The organism is Planococcus halocryophilus (assembly GCF_001687585.2).
Lineage (GTDB): Bacteria > Bacillota > Bacilli > Bacillales_A > Planococcaceae > Planococcus > Planococcus halocryophilus.
This window is the reverse complement of sequence record NZ_CP016537.2, coordinates 3,152,386-3,171,319: the sequence shown is the minus strand read 5'-3', so window position 1 is coordinate 3,171,319 and position 18,934 is coordinate 3,152,386. Positions and strand designations below refer to the sequence as shown.

Here is an 18,934-nt window from a genome sequence, read left to right as displayed (position 1 = left end):
AGGAATCCCACATGTTACTAGCTGTATTCGATATTGGAGGAACAAATATTAAATATGGTGTTGGGGATTCTGAAGGGTATTTAGTTGTTGAGAAAGTGACTTCTACGGAAGCGTTCAAAGGTGGAGGAAAACTCGTTGGAAGGATTAAAACTTTGACAAAAGACCTTCAAAAAGACTGGGCCATAGAAGGCGTCGCCATCAGTACAGCAGGATCGATTGACTCAAAAGCTGGAAAAGTGATTTATGCGACAGAAACCATACCAGGTTATAGTGGGATGAACGTTAAACAAATACTCGAGACCGAACTTCAACTCCCTGTAGAACTTGAAAATGATGTGCATTGCGGTGCACTCGGGGAACTCTCAAAAGACGTTTCTTCAGACGCTCATAATTTACTGTTTTTGACGATTGGAACTGGAATTGGTGGTTCTCTGGCGCTAAATGGACAAATCCATAAAGGATCTACTCATTTAGCCGGAGCCATTGGTCATATGAATCTCTACCCTAACGGAAGACTTTGCTTATGTGGACAAAGGGGATGCTTTGAGCAATACGCATCTGCCAGTCGGCTAGAACAAAAAATCCAAGAAGTAAACCCACAACAACAACTGCCGGCATTTATGGAAAAAGTTAAATGTGGCGACAACGCTTCCGTCAAATTATTTCATGAATGGCTAGACGATTTAGCACTTGGTTTGCAATCCTTGATCTATATTTGGAATCCTGACTCGGTTGTTATAGGGGGCGGGATTTCAGCTCAAGGAAAGTGGCTAGAGCAGGAAATCGAAAAGGCTGTTTTCAGGAATTTGCTAGATCCCTTCAAAGAAAAGCTCACTATTCGTTTAGCGAAAAATGGAAATCGCTCGAATTTGTTGGGTGCCATTAAAAATTATGAACTCCAACAAGTGAGGCGAGGTGCTAAATGAAAACACAAACAAAATTAGTCGGCGTAAAACCGACGCTACTGATGGAACAGATGAAAGCTGATTTCACAAAGTCAGATACAAAAGTATACGAATATATTTTGGGAAATAAAGATCAAGTTCTTTATCACTCTTTAACGGAAATGGCGGAAGTATGCGACGTTGCAGAAGCAACTTTATTGCGGTTCTTCAGAAAGCTAGACTATAAAGGCTTCCAAGATTTCAAGTTTATGCTTGCTCAAGAAATTTCAACAATCACTCCGGAAACCACTGAAGATACGTATATCGATAAAGTGAAAAACAATGTCATTCAAGTGATTTCAGACACTGCTGAAGTAGCAAAAGAAGAATTATTGGACCAAGCTATCATGAAAATAGCTGAATCTGAAGATGTTGTGATTTTTGGAGTTGGCTCATCGGGAATTGCTGCGCTAGACATGCAAAACCGATTGATGCGAATCGGCAAAAATGCAAGTGTCATTACGGATTCACATTTTCAAATGATGCGAGCAGCTTCGATGACGGAAAAAACAGTTGTCATCGCCGTTAGTTTAACAGGCAGTACAAAAGACATTATAGACGCAGTAAGTGCGTCAAAAGAAAGTGGCGCAACTGTGATTGCTTTGACGAGCTATACAAAATCCCCTTTGACGAAATTTGCTGATTTAGTCTTATTATCTTCGTCTAAAGAAAGTCCATTAGACAGTGGATCATTAGTTTCGAAAATATCTCAACTGTTTTTAATCGATCTGATTTGTACAGGCTTAGCGATGAAAAATGAAAAAGAAGCAAAAGCCGTACAATTAAAAATTTCAAAAAACACATCAAGTAAACTTTATTAACCAAGCACAGAGGTTTAAATTATTGAACATTAGGGAGTAGTCGTTATGGATAAACAGTCATTACTAGCAAAACTGAAGGGTGGGCTGGTTGTCTCGTGTCAGGCATTAGATGACGAACCGCTTCATAGTTCGTACATTATGTCGAGGTTAGCAGTAGCAGCTCAAGAAGGCGGAGCTGTAGGCATCCGAGCCAATAGCTATGAAGACATCAGTGCCATAAAAGGACTAGTCGACTTGCCGGTCATTGGCATTGTGAAGCGCGATTACGACGATAGCAAAGTATTCATCACAGCTACGTTGAAAGAAGTCGAAGAAGTAGTGAAATCGGGAGCGGAAATCGTCGCACTCGATGCCACAAATCAGCTGAGACCAAAAGGAAAAAGCTTAGATGAATTTTACGCGGAAATCCGACATGCATTTCCAGATGTCTTACTAATGGCGGACATTTCAACGTTGGAAGAAGGCGTAAAAGCAAGCGATTTGGGCTTTGACTTAGTCGCAACGACACTTTCAGGGTACACAGATTACACAAAAAACACAGTGCTTCCGAATACCGGGTTGATCAAATCTCTTTGCGAAGCGATAGAAACTCCTGTAATGGCAGAAGGCGGGTACTGGCGGCCAGAAGAATTAGAACAAGCCATGGCTTATGGCGCTCACGGATGTATTGTAGGATCAGCAATTACTCGACCAAGAGAAATTACAAAACGTTTTGTCTCAAGTATGAACAAGTAGAACACAATATGGTAAAGGGAGCGGTCATTAGATGAAAGGCTTATTTACGGCGTTAATGGTGTCTTACGATAAAGACGGAGAAATCAATGAAAAAGGATTACGCGAAATTATTCGGTACAATCTCGATGTTACAAAAGTAGACGGTTTATACGTAAACGGTAGCACAGGGGAAAACTTCATGATTTCCACCGAAGAAAAGAAAGAAATTTTCCGTATAGTAAAAGACGAAGTAAAAGATCGAGTCAAGTTGATCGCACAAGTGGGTTCAATCAATTTGAAAGAATCGCTTGAACTTGCTAAATACGCAACTGATTTAGGCTATGATGCGCTTTCTGCAGTCACACCGTTTTACTATAAATTTGACTTTGAAGAAATTAAAAACTACTACAACACCATCATCAATTCAGTAGACAATAAAATGATCATTTACTCAATTCCGTTCTTAACTGGCGTAAATATTAGCATTGATCAATTTGCTGAGCTTTTTGAAAACGAAAAAATCATTGGAGTGAAATTCACGGCAGGTGACTTCTATCTATTAGAGCGAATGAGAAAGACATTCCCTGATAAATTACTATATGCAGGATTTGATGAGATGCTTCTTTCAGCAGCTGTTCTTGGTGTTGACGGTGCAATTGGTAGTACGTTCAACGTTAACGGACAACGTGCACGTGAAATTTACGAACTGGCCAACAAAGGTGAAATTACAAAAGCACGTGAAATCCAACACGAAACAAATGATTTCATCACGGAACTCTTAAACAATGGTCTTTACCAGACGTTGAAAGAAATCTTAAAAGAAAAAGGCGTCGACGCAGGTTATTGCCGTCAGCCAATGAAAGAGCTTACGGAAGAAAAAGTAGAAGTTGCGAAGACAATGGCAGCGAAATACTTTTAAGAGTTTCAACCATTAAACATAACTATCAGCTCTTTAAGTAAGCACTGAAAACCTTGAAAAGAGTGTCTCTCTAATTTTTTCGGATGAAAATGAGATCTATGAAATCCTGAAAAGACTGAAGATACTCTTTTTTCTTTCTGAAAAAATCATCGATCTAGTTGTTAAAGATGAGTAGGGAGGTACGTAAATTGAAGAATCTATTTGGAAAAGCACAGCAGTTTGGGAAGTCATTTATGTTGCCAATTGCAATATTACCCGCAGCAGGTTTGCTACTTGGGATTGGTGGGTCTCTATCAAATCCTAATACGGTAAGTACATATCCATTTTTAGATATCGCATTCCTACAGGCGATATTTACGATCATGAGTAGTGCAGGCAGTATTATTTTTGCGAACTTACCCGTTATTTTTGCAGTAGGAATTGCTATTGGTTTAGCACGTTCAGACAAAGGGACTGCGGGTCTTGCTGCATTAATTGGGTACCTTGTGATGAACGCATCGATTAATGGTATTTTGATCATTAATGATGAACTGGTGACAGAAGCTTTATCTGGCGCTGGACAAGGAATGGCACTTGGAATTCAAACGCTTGAGATGGGGGTGTTTGGGGGAATTATGGTCGGTATTATGACCGGACTCTTGCATAATCGATTTAATAAGATTGAGTTGCCACAATATCTTGGGTTCTTTGGGGGTTCTCGTTTTATACCAATTGTCACTGCATTCTCAGCAATTCTTTTAGGAACGGCGATGTATTTTATTTGGCCGTTATTCCAAAGTTTGATTACGCAAGCGGGCGGTTTAGTTAACGCAACTGGCGTAATTGGTACATTCATTTATGGTTTTATCCTCCGGATGCTTGGTCCTTTTGGGTTGCATCATATATTCTATCTGCCATTTTGGCAAACGGGAATCGGGGGTTCACTCGAGATTGGTGGACAGCTAGTTCAAGGAACGCAGAATATATTCTTCGCACAGTTGAGCGACCCATCAACTACTCATTTCTATGAAGGAACATCTCGCTTTATGTCCGGACGTTTTATCACGATGATGTTTGGTTTGTTAGGAGCTGCATTAGCAATCTATCATACGTCGAAACCTGAAAATCGCAAAATTGTAGGCGGACTCATGTTATCCGCAGCATTAACTTCATTTTTAACGGGAATTACGGAACCTCTTGAGTTTTCTTTCCTATTTATTGCGCCAATTTTGTACGTAGTACATGCAATTTTTGATGGTCTTGCATTCATGATGGCCGATATTTTCAATATAACAATTGGACAGACTTTCTCTGGTGGTTTCATCGACTTTATCTTATTTGGTATTTTACAGGGTAATGAGAAGACAAACTGGATGTATGTGATTCCCATTGGGATTGTATGGTTTTTTATGTATTATTTCGTATTCAAATTCTTGATAATAAAATTCAACTTTAAAACTCCGGGACGCGAAGATGAAAAAATAGAAGAGCCGGCGGTTAGCGATTCGATTGATGTGCAAACTAGCCGTCCACATACGATCATCGAGGCATTTGGAGGACAAGAGAATATAATAGACCTTGATAACTGCGCGACTCGATTGCGTGTAACAGTTAAAGATCCTGAACTTGTAAAGAAAAACTCATTTCCTGCGACTGGTAGCAAAGGGGTCATTATGAACGGTACAGGTGTACAAGTTGTGTATGGACCTCAAGTGTCAGTGATTAAGAATGAAATCGAAGAAATACTCGAACAATAAAACTGAAGATTGCACAAAAAAGAATTCTGTCGATGAACGTAATCGGCAGAATTATTTTTATTAATTTTTTGATATTATATCTCATTTCCCATTTAAAGGAACTATTTGTCTTCCTGTTCGTAAAGTTAGGAGGAAAGATAATTTATGGGGGCGAGTGTATGTCTAAACCAGCAATGCAATTGGTGAAGTTAAAAAAGACGATTGGGAAAAAACCGATTATTAAAGGACTGGATTTTGAGATCCAGGCAGGCGAAGTGTTCGGGTTTTTAGGACCAAACGGAGCGGGCAAGACGACCACGATCCGCATGATGGTGGGCTTGATCGACATTACTGAAGGTGATGTGTTGATCGAAGGAAAAAGCATCAAAACAGATTTCAAAAATGCGATTCAGCATGTAGGTGCAATTGTGGAAAATCCGGAGATGTATCCATTTTTAAGCGGCTGGAAAAACTTGCAGCAATACGCGCGGATGGTAAATGGCGTGACAGAAGCGCGCATGAACGAAGTGGTTTCACTGGTCGGTTTAGGTAACGCCATTCACGAAAAAGCAGGACGATATTCACTAGGTATGCGCCAACGTCTCGGGATTGCACAAGCGTTGTTGCACCGGCCGTCGATATTAATATTAGATGAGCCTACTAACGGACTAGACCCATCAGGTATTCGAGAGATTCGTAAATACATACGTAATTTAGCGGAAAAAGAAAATGTTGCAGTCATCGTTTCTAGTCATTTGCTGTCGGAAATCGAATTAATGTGTGACCGAATCGGCATCATCAAAAATGGTGAATTGGTTGCCATTGAACGAGTACAGAACGTTGGAAATGAAGAGTCGTTACAAGAAGTTTATATCGAAGTAGAACCGCTAGCGCCTGCTAAAACGTATTTGGAAACCCAATTAGCAAACAAAATTGGAGTGACCGCGAAAGAACTTTCGCTGTCGGTCAAGCGTGAAGAAATTCCAGCTATTTTGAAAAAATTAGTCGAACAAGGGATCAGCATCTACGGCGTTCGTGTGTTGCAAGCCACATTGGAAGATAAATTCTTTGACTTGATTGGAGAGAATACCATTGAGTAATTTTATGAACTTAATCTGGAACGAACAAATAAAATTGTATGCCCAAAAGTCAACGTGGGTCATGTTTATTGTCATACTAGCGATTGCCATCGGTGGCGGATTTTTAACCAAGTTTATGGGGGAAGAAGCCGACTTTAAGGAATACGGCGACAACTGGCAAGCAGAACTTCAAGAAGAAAACGCACAGCTAACCGCTGAGATGAAAGATGATGAATTTATTCAATACACCAATCAACCAATCATTGAAGAAAATAACTACTATTTAGAAAACAATATTAAACCCAAACCTTATGATGGATGGGAGTATGTATTAGAAAACAGTTTCTTGTCATCACTAATTAGCTTGTTTACCATTGTTGTGGCAGCAGGTATAATTTCGAATGAATTTAAGTGGGGAACGATTAAGTTATTATTAATTCGTCCGATTTCCAGAACCAAGATTTTATTCTCTAAATATGTCTCGGTATTGATTTTCGCACTTACTTTGCTTATTTTCTTATTAGTAACTTCGTGGATTGTGGGAGCGATTCTTTTTGGCTTGAATGGCCTGAATCCATTGATCATTCAGCAGCAATCAGCAGGCTTTGCGCAAACCGGTGTATTTGGTGAAATTGTGGAAGCATACGGATTGAGTCTAGTGACGCTGGTGATGATGGCGACTTTTGCGTTTATGATTTCTGCGATTTTCAGAAGCAGCGGAATGGCAATTGGCTTGGCGATTTTCTTAATGATGGCAGGCAATGCGATTGTCGCGTTCTTAGCACAATACGAATGGTCGAAATATATTTTATTTGCCAACACCAACTTAAAACAGTATATGGACGGTGGTATGCCGTTGAATGAAAGCATGACCTTAACGTTTTCAGTGGTTGTGTTAGTCGTTTACTTTATCGTATTCTTAGGTGCAGCATGGACCGCATTTACAAAACGCGACATCGCAGGACAATAAACCAAACTTGAGGAGGAGTAGTATGAAAAGAACAGCAGAAATGGTATTAGCAATTATCGGGGCGCTGGGTTACGCGTTTACCGCAGTAATTGGCGGCATGATGATTTGGCTTCAAAACAATAGAGGGATCATGGAAGAGTCGTTTAATGAAATGGCTACAGAAAATCCGGATCTGGGTATGGGCGATTTTGAGGAAATGCTAGATATGCTAGGTACGGGAGGATGGTTTCTCACGGTTGCTTCAGTAGTAGCTATCATTTTAGGAATTGTCGCGATGGTCTTGCTTAAAGGCAATAAAAAACCGGTAGTCGCAGGAATCATCTTTATCGCAACAGCGGTGATTGTTGCATTTGTGAGTGGCGGAGCCGGTATTTTAGCAGGAATTTTCTACCTGATTGCTGGTATTATGGTGCTTGTGCGGAAGCCTAAGCAAGTAATTGAGGGATAAATTGATATGAAAAATGACCTGAATTATACAATTGTATAGTTCAGGTCATTCTTTTACTTTTATAAAGTCATTTGTAGAAACTTAACGATCCTATACAATCTAGTATAAAGGAGAGGTGCTCTATGACAAAGATATTATTACTCTTAGCCAATGGATTTGAAGCTTCTGAAGCAAGTGTTTTCACGGATGTAATGGGATGGAACAAGTGGGAAGGCGATGGTTCTACAGAAGTGGTGACTGTCGGAAAGCACCCCCAGTTGCAATGTACGTGGAACTTTCAAGTGATTCCGGAGCAGCAACTGTATGACATTTTGTTAGAAGAATTTGATGCTCTAGCGATTCCCGGTGGTTTTGAAGAAGCAGGATTTTATGAAGACGCATTTAGCGAAGATTTTCAAGAAGTAGTTCGTTATTTTGATGCACATAAAAAACCGATTGCTTCGATTTGTGTCGCTGCATTGATGGTGGCACATAGCGGTGTTTTGAAAAACAAAAGAGCCACAACTTACGATCACCCGACAAGTAAACGGCGCGATCAATTAAAACAATACGATGTTCAAGTAATCGACCAGCGAATTGTCTGTGATGATCACATTATCACTTCTTCAAACCCTGGAACGGCTTTTGAAGTGGCTTTTAGACTACTTGAAATGGTTACGTCAAAGGAGAATAAAGACAAAGTAAAAGAATTGATGGGATTTGTATGATGAGATGTTAGAAGGGAAGAATAATACACTTAGCGAATTACCTACACTACAAAATTTTTAAAAGAAGTGGGTGAATTATGAAGCTGAAAGATAAGATTCAAGCATTTGTAGATCAACAATACAAATTCCCAAAAGGATGGATCGGAACGTATTTTGGTGAAAAGATGGTCTGGCAACACAAACCTGAAACACTTTGGACAATTGAATTACTAGATCTTCAACAAGGAAATCGTATTTTAGAGCTTGGGTGCGGTTCAGGATATGCGATGAAGCTTATTTTAGAGTACGATTCCGTAAACAAAGTAGTGGGGTTGGACATTTCACCAGCTGTCATTCGATCAGCTGCCATCCGAAATAGAAAAGCATTGCAGAATAATCGAGCCGAATTGGTGCAAGGGGATGTGAATTTTTTACCGTTTGAAGAAACGCAGTTCGATAAAATAGTTAGCATTCACAGCATTTACTTTTGGGAAGAACTATCTGCTACGATATCAGAAATACATCGAGTGTTAAATTCAGGAGGCACTTGCGTTATTACGCTTTGTAATGGCAAAAATGGGGAGTCATGGGCAGGGATAAATCAGTTAATAGATGAACAAATGGTTCCGCTTATGGAAAAGACAGGTTTCATCGAAACAAGAGTCGTAAAAGGTCCGAATTCGAGGCAGTTTCATACAGTCGCGGTTTGTGCTAAAAAAAATTTTGAAATCGGATAACAATAAATAAACCCGGCAACCTTTCATAGGTTGCCGGGTTTATTTACTAGCAAAACCTTGGTTTTCAATAGACCGGATTTTTAGTTGCAAATTCTTTCGACAAGAGCTGAGAAAAATGATCGGTAGTGAGTGGTTTACTGAATAGGTAGCCTTGAATTTCGTCGCAACCAAGCTCTTTTAATAATGCTAGTTGCTCTTCGGTTTCTACACCTTCTGCAATGACGGACATATTGAGTTTATGACCGATTAACACCATTGCTTCGACAAGTGCTTCATCATGAGGGTTAATCGCCATATCTCGCACAAACGACTGAGCAATTTTTAAATTAGTAAGCGGGAATTTTTTTAAGTAGCTTAATGAACAATAACCCGTACCAAAATCATCAATAGCAAGATTAACACCAAGCTCTTTTAAGGCTTGCATGCGCAGTAAGGCTAAATCGATATCATCAACTGCCACGTTTTCTGTGATTTCTAACTCTAACGAAGATGCTGGAAATCCGGTCTGATCTAATGCACGTCCGACCATATCCAGTAAGTCGTCATCCAAAAATTGAAGAGGGGACAAGTTCACGGCCAACTTCAGGTGAGAATGCCCTGCATCGTGCCATATTTTGACCTGTTCACAAGCTGTATTGAGAACCCATTCTCCTAGTGGAAGGATCAAACGAGTTTCCTCTGCCAAAGGGATAAAGTTAGCAGGAGAAATAATCTCTCCATCTGTAATCTGCCAGCGAACCAATGCTTCCATGCCCGTAATTTCTCCTGTATGAGCATTAAACTGTGGCTGGTAATGTAGGAGGAATTCTTTGTTTGTCAGTGCGCGTCGAAGCTCGTTTTCGAGTGCTATTTTTCGAGAAACAATGAGTGACATATCGTCCGAGAAAAACTGGTAGTTATTTTTGCCTTTTGCCTTTGCGCTATACATGGCGCTGTCGGCGTGTTTTAACAATTCGCTTGTTGTGTTTCCGTTATCGGGATAGACAGCTATACCGATACTCATGGAAACGTGCAGTTCTTGATTCTTTATAGATAAAGAGTTTAGAAAAGCTGATTGTATTCGATGAATAGTTGGCGTGATATCTGTTTCATCTTGAATATTATTAAGGATAAGGGTGAATTCATCCCCACCTTGACGTGAAATGGTATCAATAGAGCGCAGGTTTTCTGAAATTTTTCGTGAAAAGTCTTGTAGTAACAAATCGCCAAACTCGTGACCGAACGTATCGTTAATATTTTTAAATCGATCTAAATCAATGAACACTACAGCGAGTTTTTGAGAATTTTCATCAGCGCTAGCCATGGAAGACTCTAAATTTTTAAGAAATAATCTTCTATTGGGCAATCCGGTCAATTCATCATGGTAAGCGATATGCTCTACTTGTTGAATAGCGCCTTCTAATTGTTCGTTTTTAGATGTAACTTCTACCGTTCGTTGTTCAATTTTCTGCTCAAGCTCAGATGTCAATTGGTCATAATTAAACAACAATCTTCGGTTATCTCGCAACGTAAAAATCTGTCTCGTGACGATCAAGGCAGTCGCTACAAAAGCCCCAGCAATCAAGCCTCTCGTATGATTACTTTCTTCAACAATAATAACGATAAACAGCATGAGTAAACTACAATAAGGCAGCAGCATACGAACCGAAATTCGGTCAGTTATTTGCATAAAAATCTTGCCTGAAACAGATTTTTTAACGGGATCTAACGAATACAAGCCTGAAAGTGCCACGAGCAATAGACTTAAAGACCACAACGGATCATAAAAACTACCCGAGCTGTACGTATCGGCAACGGTAGAGTATAAGTAAGCAGTATCAGCGAATACCTGGAAAACCAATCCAGCGATAATTAAAGTCAATACACGCGGTGATAAGGTGTGAGAATAGCCGATATATAAACTAACTGCACCGAACAGAAGTAGTAAATCGCCGACAGGATAACCGATAGATACGGCAAACAAGAGTAGCGAAGCAGTGGCCTCTGGCAGCAAAAGTTGAATTAGGTAATGCCAACTTAGAGAAGTAGAGACAGCAATGATAATCATAATATCAAAGATGAATTTTATTTGATAAGCGTTTTCTTTCCTTTGTACAAGGTGGTAAATAAACGCTGCTAAATAGAAAAAGATTTGTAGAAAATAAAAAGGATCTGGCCAACCCGGGTAATTAGGCTCCACAAGTGAAACATTATGGCTATAAACCCAGATGCCTTCAGCAATGGCATAGCTTAAACTACCAAAAGAAAGCAATAACCAAAAAAGACGCATCCTGCCGGCTGACTTTCGGTAAACAATAAACAAGGTCACAAAAGCTACGACTGGCGCAAACCACGAGATAAGATTTTCCACCAACACAAATGTGCTGTCACTTGTTTCACTGAAAAAAATCCAAGAATAGTAAATGGAAATGTGGAGGAATATATATAGGCCGAACCAATGGATCGTACGGAAGTTAGTGATATGGTTCACCTCGTTTTGGAAAGCAGGATTATTGCTTTCCAAATTATTGGGATAGCATGATTCTTATGACTCTCATTATAAACCTTTTAATGGGATAAGAGAATTACTTTTATCCAAAATATGGTATTTTAGAGTAAGAAATATTCATTACTGTAGAGTTTGATAATTTCTTTTGTACAAAGATGAAGTTATTTTGATTAGGGTATAGGATTTCATGTTCGAGAAAATCATATGTAAATAATTCCATTATTCACTCTATATATTATGGTGATAAAAAGACCTGCGGTAGTATGTCAACCGAAAAATAACTGATTATGAAATTGTCAAAGATAAAAAAGTGAAAGTGTATTTTGCTTTAATGATCCCATTAATATTAGTAGCTATCTTCTTATATCTTTTTTTACCAAGAGAATTGCAAACTTTAGTAGTGATTGCGGGAGTTGCTGCATATTACATATGGATTTTGTTTGATAGAAAAAAACAGCGCAATTAATAGTTAAATAGGAGAGAGAAAATGAAAAGGAAATTAATACTATCTTATATAAAAAAGCTGCAGACAAACTCTCGATGGAGTTTATCTGCAGCTTTTCATATTAATTCATTTTTACTTCTGTAACGTGTCGTTTAATTCAGCCGTTTTAGCAGCGATCACGTCCATCAATGCAGGTGACAATACATCGTAGGTAGGTAATCCAAGGTCGTTTAACTTTTTACGAATGCCATCCATTTCTGAAGTCGGTGTACCTGTTTCAATAATAGATGATACGAATGCTGCGAATTGAGGTGCAGACCATCCTTTGTCTTCTGATAGTTCAGTATGAACGAAATCTAAACCATAAAATGCATGATCTTTGTTCTCGATACGGCCGAACATGTGAGCGTTACATTCTGTACAGAAATGTCTTTGAATTGCAGTTGTTTCATCAACAATCGCCAATTTGTCTTCGTTGCTGATGACTTCAACGTTTTCGCGAGGGACTACAGCTACCAATGAGAATGTAGCGCCTTCAGGTTTCCAGCATTTCGAACAACCACATGCGTGGTTATGCAAAGTTTGCGCGCCTATTTTTACTTCAACTTTGTTTGAATCGCAAAGGCATTGTAAAGTTCCGCCTGCAAAGTCTTTTACTTCTGGATAGTCGTTAATGCCGTTATCTAATTTCGGATGTAATTGAGTAGTCATTTTAATATTTCCTCCTAGGATATATTCATTATTTTGTTCATTAACATAATGGGGTTTAACTTATTATTTATAAGTTAAGATTGTGCGAATCGATTCACCATTATGCAAGAGTTCAAATGCTTTGTTAATGTCTTGGAAATCTAGTTGATGCGTGATGAATGATTCTAAATCAATGTCCCCGTTCATAAAGTCTTTGACCATTCCTGGCAATTCAGTGCGTCCTTTTACGCCACCAAATGCTGATCCGCGCCATACGCGTCCGGTTACCAATTGGAATGGGCGTGTGCTAATTTCTTTTCCAGCACCAGCGACACCAAGGATAATGCTTTCGCCCCATCCTTTGTGGCAACATTCAAGAGCTGATCGCATTACGTCAACATTTCCAATACACTCAAAGCTGTAGTCTACGCCGCCATCGGTCATTTCCACAATCACTTCTTGAATCGGCTTATCAAATTTTGATGGGTTGATAAAATCAGTTGCGCCCATCTTTTTCGCCAATTCAAATTTATCTTCGTTCAAATCAATTACAATAATACGACTAGCATTTGCTTTAACAAGTCCCTGAACAACCGCTAAACCAATTGCGCCTACTCCAAATACGGCAGCCACCGCACCTTCTTCAACTTTGGCAGTGTTTTTCACTGCGCCCATGCCTGTTGTGACGCCACAGCCAAGCAAGCAAACTTTGTCTAACGGTGCGTCTTCATCAACTTTTGCTAAGCTCACTTCATTAACAACCGTATATTCACTAAATGTGCTTGTGCCCATATAATGATAAACCGGCTCACCATTATAAGAAAAGCGCGTTGTACCATCGGTCATTAAGCCTTTTCCTTGGGTTTCACGTACTGCACTACACAAATTCGTTTTACCAGACAAACAGAATTTGCACTCGCCACATTCAGCTGTGTAAAGCGGAATTACGTGATCTCCTGGTTTTACAGATGTTACGCCTTCTCCGACAGATACCACGACACCGCCGCCTTCATGTCCTAACACGGCAGGGAACACGCCTTCTGGGTCATCGCCTGATAACGTGAACGCATCAGTGTGGCAAACTGATGTATACAAAATTTTGACCATGACTTCTTTTGCTTTTGGTTCCTCTACGTCGATCTCTACGATTTGTAGGGGTTCTCCTGCTTTAAATGCGACAGCTGCTCTACTTTTCATATTTATATTCCTACTCCCTTTTGTTTTCTAAGTTCACCTTCACATGTTGTGACAATAAAAACAATACTGACATTTATGTCACTGTGTAATTTTAGATGATAGTGAAAAAGGTTATTAATAGACTAAATATTCTGTATATAAAAACTCGAGTCTAGTATAACATTAATATTGTTTAATGAGGGGACTTTGCATCATCCAACAATAAGTTGGTGTAACGGGGAAATCAGCGGTTTCTAATGAGCGCAACAAAAAAGGAAGGCACGTGCTCAATTAGCACGTGCCTTCCTTTTTTGTTGGTAGTAATTCAACCAATCCATCTTTCATCGCAATAACATGATCCGCATACGACAGCATTTCTTCATCATGCGTCACCATTAACGTTGTGATTCGCAACGTTTTCGTTAAATCGCGAATTAAAGACATCACATCTTTTGAACGTTTTGAATCGAGACTTGCCGTTGGTTCATCGGCGAACAACATTTTCGGTTTGTGGATAATGGCGCGAGCAATAGCAACGCGTTGTTTTTCACCGCCGGATAAAGAAGCGGGATAAGCGTCTTTTCGGTGGTCCATGCCGACTTGTTCAAGCAATTCGGCAACTTCTTTTTTTTGTTGTTTTTTCGACAATTTAGTTCCAGCAACATCGAGCATAAGCAATAATTGTTCTTCTACAGTTAAAAATGGTACTAAGTGAGCCGCTTGGAAAACAAAACCGAACTCACTTGCCCGAATTTGCCGAATTTGTTCAGAAGTCATATCGGTCATATTTTGACCGTTAAAGACAATTTGTCCGTCTGAAGTTGGTTGCAATCCCGCTGCAATTGTTAGTAACGTACTTTTACCAGATCCAGAAGCACCAACTAATGCTGTAATTTCACTTTCGTGAAGAGACAGGTCGATTCCTTTTAATATTTCTTCTGCGACTTCCCCATTTGTAAATGTTTTTCGAACTTCTTTAGCTGCAAAAATCGTCATCTTAAACCTCTCCTTGTTGAATTGCTTGTAATGGTTCGACTTTTTTAATTTGAATACCAGATAAAGTGGCGCCGATAAACCCAATGACTAAAAACACAATCGATAATTGAATCGTCACAGTAGCGGTTAAACTAAACGGCATTCCTGCTGGTGCAAATTGATTGAACAATTGGCTCAACGTGATTGAAAAGACAAGTGCGATGGTCGTAATAAAGAACATTTGCGTCCACATCATTTTGAACAAGGTACTTGTTTTTACCCCAATTGCTTTTAAAATGCCATACAAGCCAATTTTTTGGACGTTCATCATATAGAAGAAAATCGCAAACAGTAAGGCACTAATGACAACTAAAAACCAAACGATCATGTTAAGTGACAGTTGTTCTGCGCTATAACTTGGAATAGCAGATAGAAATTCTTTGTTTGTGTAAGATTCAAGTCCAGCAATAGTTGGGTACTCGTCACTTTCTGGTACAAAGAGTAATTGCATTTCATCGGTACGGTAAATTTCTTTGTAGTTTGCCATGTTGATAAAAGCAACAGGAGCGTGACTGTACTTTTGCTGCTCGGCAAACCCTTTAACGATAAACTCTCCACTAAACTGATCATTCGTTAAAACATCCCCAACTTTTAAGCATGCTTCTTCTAATGAACGATCGAGTACAATTTCGCCGGCTTTCACATCTTCAAATAGGGAAGACTCGGTCGTAGTGACAAATGCGACACTGCGTTGTTTGTCTTCTTCGTCATTTAAAAAGCCCATTTGAATCGACAAAGCAACAGCATCTTGTGTCTCTGTTAATGTTTGATCTTGAATTTCAAGGTCGATGCGCGACAAATTATGTGTGCCTTCCGCATCTTCGGTCATGTGAAACTGGCCGTCTGGTAAATCTTTAATAAGCGCTGCATTGTCTTGCGATAAGCCATTTGCTAGGCCTGATATGATAAACGTCAACAAGCTAACAAGAAATACAATCGAACCTAAAATGGCAAATCTCACTTTATTTTTCTTAATTTCTTTCCATGCGATGTTCATGGGAACGCCTCCGGTTTCTTTAATAACTTTACTTTAAGCTGCCAACATGAACGGAAGATGAACGACGGGTGACAATTACGGAAAATATATTTACTTAAGAAAAAAAGCTGTACTAAACGCAATAAAAAACGTTTAGTACAGCTGTATAAAATTTAAACACGTGGAAGTACTACATGAACAGTTGAACCTTTACCCAGCCTGCTGGAAATCTCGACGGTTCCGCCGTGTAACTCGACAACTTCTTTCACAATCGCGAGTCCAAGACCAGATCCTTTTGTCGAACGTGTCCGAGCGTGATCTGCTCGGTAGAAACGGTCAAAAGCGTGTTCCACTTCAGCCGGGGACATGCCAATCCCTTCGTCTTGCAAGTCCAAAATCACATGTTCTGCAGTAGACCTTAACCGAACGTCAATCAGACTGCCAGGTTCGCTGTATTTAATCGCATTGGTCAGTAAGTTTTCCCACACTGTTTGTAGAAGGACACCGTTGCCTTTAACTTGCCCTTCTGCGAGTTGCGCTGATATGCCAAGTTCTTTTTCTTCAAAAGCAAACCGTAAATGCGACAAAGTTTGCTGAAGCTGCTGGTCCACAGATACGGTTTCGACCAATTCTGCTGCTTCCGCATCAAATGACGCCAACGTCAGCAGTTGTTTTGTTAGTAAAGATAAACGCGTTGTTTCGTCTTGAATAACCGCTGTGTACTGTTCTTTTTCTTCTTTGGCAATGCCATCTTTTTCAAGCAAGGCTAAATAACTTTGAATGGTATGAAGTGGTGATTGGATATCGTGTGATACATTGTGCACGAATTCCTTTCGTTTTAATGTAGACTGCTCGATTCGGGAACGCATCGTTGAAAATTGATCTGCAAGACGGCCAATTTCATCTTTCCGGTGAATGGCTATGGGGACATCAAACGTTTCTGTTCCCATTTTTTCGGTCGCTTCGGTCAATTTTGTAATGGGTTGAATCAGTAATCGGGCAACGACTAACATGCCAACAAAACTCAATAAAATAATTGCCACTGCCAAGCCACCAAACAACAAGTGGAGCTCTTGAAACAACAGCCCAATATTTGGTCGCATAAACAAGGCATGCGGTTTGCCATCTAGTTCAACCGGAACGCCGACTGTATTTTTTAATTCATTGGCAAAAAAACCGGTAACAAATGTTTCTTTAGGAAAATCGCGTATGCCGTTAAATTCTGTGCCGTCCAAAACTTGTTGGACTTCTGATGGACTGATCGTTTCATCGCGGTAGTCACCGCCATAGCGCTCGACCGTAGCGCCGTCTGTCACATAAAGCTGATAGCCAGCATCACCTAATGTCACCAATGCATCGCGCGTCTGATCGGCTGGGAGTTTATCTAAGAAATCTGCAAAAGACATGGCGATGGTCATATTCTTATCGTTATTTTCACCTTTAAGTTGGCTGTGGTAATACGTATTCATCCCGAAAAAGGCGATCGTGCTGCTGATCAACATGGTCGCAAAGGTAAACCAAATAAATTTCACGTAAAGACTCATGTGACAACCTCCAGTTTGTATCCGACACCTCTTACCGTAACGATTTTCACGTCAGGCGAAAATCGCTCTAATCGTTGACGCAGTCGTTTTACGTGAACGTTAATGGTTTGTTCGTCCCCTTGAAAGTCAATTCCCCAAACATTTTCAATGATAGAGTCTCTGCTCCACACTTGTCGAGGTTTGGACGCCATTAAAGCTAGCAACTCAAATTCTTTTAAGGGAATAAACAAAATGCCATTCGGTGACTTTACTTCATAGCTTTTCAAATCAATGCGTAAAGACCCGATAACGATCAAGTCATCTTCAGGATGATTGTATCTTCGCAGTATCGCTTTGACCCGGTACAATAATTCTTTCGCTTCGAAAGGTTTGACCAAATAATCATCTGAGCCTGCTAAAAATCCACGTTCTTTATCTTCAATATGATGTCTAGCTGTCAGCAAAATAACGGGAAGGTCGTAATCCCCTCGGACAATTCGTGTCAGTTCAAAACCGTCGATGCCGGGCATCATGACGTCCACAACAGCTAAATCCATTGTTTCACTTTCCAATATCTCCAAAGCTTGCTCACCTGAAAGGGCTTCTGTCACTTCGTATCCTGCTTGCCGAAGTTCAGCTGCAATGAAGTTCACCATATGTATATCGTCATCTACTGCTAATATCCGAATCATTCCAATCAGCCTCCTTGATTTGTATTATACAGTGAATCTGCACGAACGAAAAAACTCGCTCTCTTAAAAGAGGGCGAGTTTGTTGCAGATTATAAAACAGCTTGAAGAAAAAATTGGGATTGGACGTAGTTATAAGTAATTTTTGAAAAATCGAATGGCTGACCATTTGTTAAGTGGAAAACAGATTCAACTTCAAGTTTAGGATCGTCTTTTTTTAACCCTAAATACTCCGCTTCTTCAGCACTTAGCTTGTCGACATGAAGGTAAGTATCAGCAAATCCAATGCTCAATCCTAATCCCTCAGTAATGTAGTTGAAAATAGATTCAGTAATAATTTCTTTGTTCAAATAAGTGACAATGGACTTATTAAAATAGGATTCCTCAATACAAAGTGTTTGTCCGTGGATAAACCGAATTCTTTTTACGTAGTAAACATCATCGTCAAGACTAATATTCAAGTTTACTGCTGCTTCTTTTGTCGGTTTTCGTCTATCCAGCGTAATCACTTCTGAAGTGATTTGGAACTCTTCCAAGTTTTTTTTAAACCCTTGATTTGAACTTAGGCTAATATAGCCTTGGCGTTTATGTCGTCTGACAAAAATTCCACTTCCTCTTACTTGAAAAACCACTCCTGTTTTCTCAAGTAAATCCAAAGCTTTTGTAACCGTACTTTTACTCACGTCGAACTGAATCATTAAATCTTGCAAGATTGGCAGTTTATCGCCTTGTTGCAACTTATGCTCTTCTATATAATTTTCTAGTTCGTCTGCGATGTGCTGATATTTTAACATATGCATACCTCTTTACTTTAATGTCTGAAAAGATAACAGAAGTATACCATAAACTATGTTTTGGCTCCTCTAATTCAATTTATAA

At 39.6% G+C, this 18,934-nt stretch carries 18 protein-coding genes; 10 read left to right on the top strand and 8 right to left on the bottom strand.

Annotated elements, in window-relative coordinates:
• Nucleotides 1-11: 11 nt before the first annotated feature.
• The 10 genes from BBI08_RS15670 (at nt 12) to BBI08_RS15625 (ending at nt 9,033) form a co-directional block, all read left to right on the top strand.
• Nucleotides 12-926: an ROK family protein gene (locus BBI08_RS15670; RefSeq protein WP_008496135.1), complete on the top strand. Its 915-nt coding sequence runs from the start codon at nt 12-14 to the stop codon at nt 924-926.
• The gene (locus BBI08_RS15665) at nt 923-1,765 is read left to right on the top strand and encodes a MurR/RpiR family transcriptional regulator (protein WP_008496134.1); all 843 of its coding nucleotides are present in this window, start codon (nt 923-925) and stop codon (nt 1,763-1,765) included. Before BBI08_RS15670 ends, BBI08_RS15665 begins: the two co-directional genes overlap by 4 nt.
• A gap of 45 nt (nt 1,766-1,810) precedes the next feature.
• The gene (locus BBI08_RS15660) at nt 1,811-2,500 is read left to right on the top strand and encodes an N-acetylmannosamine-6-phosphate 2-epimerase (RefSeq protein ID WP_008496133.1); all 690 of its coding nucleotides are present in this window, start codon (nt 1,811-1,813) and stop codon (nt 2,498-2,500) included.
• A gap of 31 nt (nt 2,501-2,531) precedes the next feature.
• Nucleotides 2,532-3,398 carry an N-acetylneuraminate lyase gene (locus BBI08_RS15655; RefSeq protein ID WP_008496132.1) on the top strand — a complete coding sequence of 289 codons (867 nt, stop codon included), beginning with the start codon at nt 2,532-2,534 and terminating at the stop codon, nt 3,396-3,398.
• A 188-nt stretch (nt 3,399-3,586) separates the two neighbouring features.
• A complete protein-coding gene (locus BBI08_RS15650) occupies nt 3,587-5,134 on the top strand; it encodes a PTS transporter subunit EIIC (protein WP_008496131.1) in 1,548 nt (515 codons plus the stop codon).
• A gap of 158 nt (nt 5,135-5,292) precedes the next feature.
• On the top strand, nt 5,293-6,213 hold the full coding sequence (locus BBI08_RS15645) for an ABC transporter ATP-binding protein (protein WP_008496129.1): 921 nt from the start codon (nt 5,293-5,295) through the stop codon (nt 6,211-6,213).
• Nucleotides 6,206-7,162, top strand: a complete 957-nt coding sequence (locus tag BBI08_RS15640; protein WP_040850277.1) for an ABC transporter permease — start codon at nt 6,206-6,208, stop codon at nt 7,160-7,162. The genes BBI08_RS15645 and BBI08_RS15640 overlap by 8 nt, the downstream gene beginning before the upstream one ends.
• Nucleotides 7,163-7,184: 22 nt before the next feature.
• Nucleotides 7,185-7,610, top strand: a complete 426-nt coding sequence (locus BBI08_RS15635; RefSeq protein WP_008496127.1) for a DUF4064 domain-containing protein — start codon at nt 7,185-7,187, stop codon at nt 7,608-7,610.
• A 122-nt stretch (nt 7,611-7,732) separates the two neighbouring features.
• Complete coding sequence (locus BBI08_RS15630) at nt 7,733-8,317, top strand: DJ-1/PfpI family protein (RefSeq protein WP_008496126.1); 585 nt, start codon at nt 7,733-7,735, stop codon at nt 8,315-8,317.
• Nucleotides 8,318-8,394: 77 nt separating this feature from the next.
• Nucleotides 8,395-9,033, top strand: a complete 639-nt coding sequence (locus tag BBI08_RS15625) for a class I SAM-dependent methyltransferase (protein ID WP_065528325.1) — start codon at nt 8,395-8,397, stop codon at nt 9,031-9,033.
• Between the two features lie 64 nt (nt 9,034-9,097).
• Here BBI08_RS15625 and BBI08_RS15620 read toward each other — a convergent pair whose 3' ends face one another.
• The 8 genes from BBI08_RS15620 to BBI08_RS15585 form a co-directional block, all read right to left on the bottom strand.
• On the bottom strand, nt 9,098-11,383 hold the full coding sequence (locus tag BBI08_RS15620; RefSeq protein ID WP_155800217.1) for a putative bifunctional diguanylate cyclase/phosphodiesterase: 2,286 nt from the start codon (nt 11,381-11,383) through the stop codon (nt 9,098-9,100).
• A 715-nt stretch (nt 11,384-12,098) separates the two neighbouring features.
• Nucleotides 12,099-12,677 carry an S-(hydroxymethyl)glutathione synthase gene (gene gfa, locus BBI08_RS15615; RefSeq protein WP_008496122.1) on the bottom strand — a complete coding sequence of 193 codons (579 nt, stop codon included), beginning with the start codon at nt 12,675-12,677 and terminating at the stop codon, nt 12,099-12,101.
• A gap of 63 nt (nt 12,678-12,740) precedes the next feature.
• Nucleotides 12,741-13,853 carry an S-(hydroxymethyl)glutathione dehydrogenase/class III alcohol dehydrogenase gene (locus BBI08_RS15610; protein ID WP_008496121.1) on the bottom strand — a complete coding sequence of 371 codons (1,113 nt, stop codon included), beginning with the start codon at nt 13,851-13,853 and terminating at the stop codon, nt 12,741-12,743.
• Between the two features lie 270 nt (nt 13,854-14,123).
• A complete protein-coding gene (locus BBI08_RS15605; RefSeq protein ID WP_065528324.1) occupies nt 14,124-14,828 on the bottom strand; it encodes an ABC transporter ATP-binding protein in 705 nt (234 codons plus the stop codon).
• 1 nt (nt 14,829) lies between these two features.
• Nucleotides 14,830-15,864 carry an ABC transporter permease gene (locus BBI08_RS15600; protein WP_008498231.1) on the bottom strand — a complete coding sequence of 345 codons (1,035 nt, stop codon included), beginning with the start codon at nt 15,862-15,864 and terminating at the stop codon, nt 14,830-14,832.
• A 152-nt stretch (nt 15,865-16,016) separates the two neighbouring features.
• Nucleotides 16,017-17,387: a sensor histidine kinase gene (locus BBI08_RS15595; RefSeq protein ID WP_065528323.1), complete on the bottom strand. Its 1,371-nt coding sequence runs from the start codon at nt 17,385-17,387 to the stop codon at nt 16,017-16,019.
• Nucleotides 17,384-18,058: a response regulator transcription factor gene (locus BBI08_RS15590; protein ID WP_008498235.1), complete on the bottom strand. Its 675-nt coding sequence runs from the start codon at nt 18,056-18,058 to the stop codon at nt 17,384-17,386. The genes BBI08_RS15595 and BBI08_RS15590 overlap by 4 nt, the downstream gene beginning before the upstream one ends.
• Nucleotides 18,059-18,147: 89 nt before the next feature.
• Entirely contained in the window at nt 18,148-18,849 is a 702-nt protein-coding gene (locus tag BBI08_RS15585) for a GntR family transcriptional regulator (RefSeq protein WP_065528322.1), read from the bottom strand.
• Nucleotides 18,850-18,934: the final 85 nt, after the last annotated feature.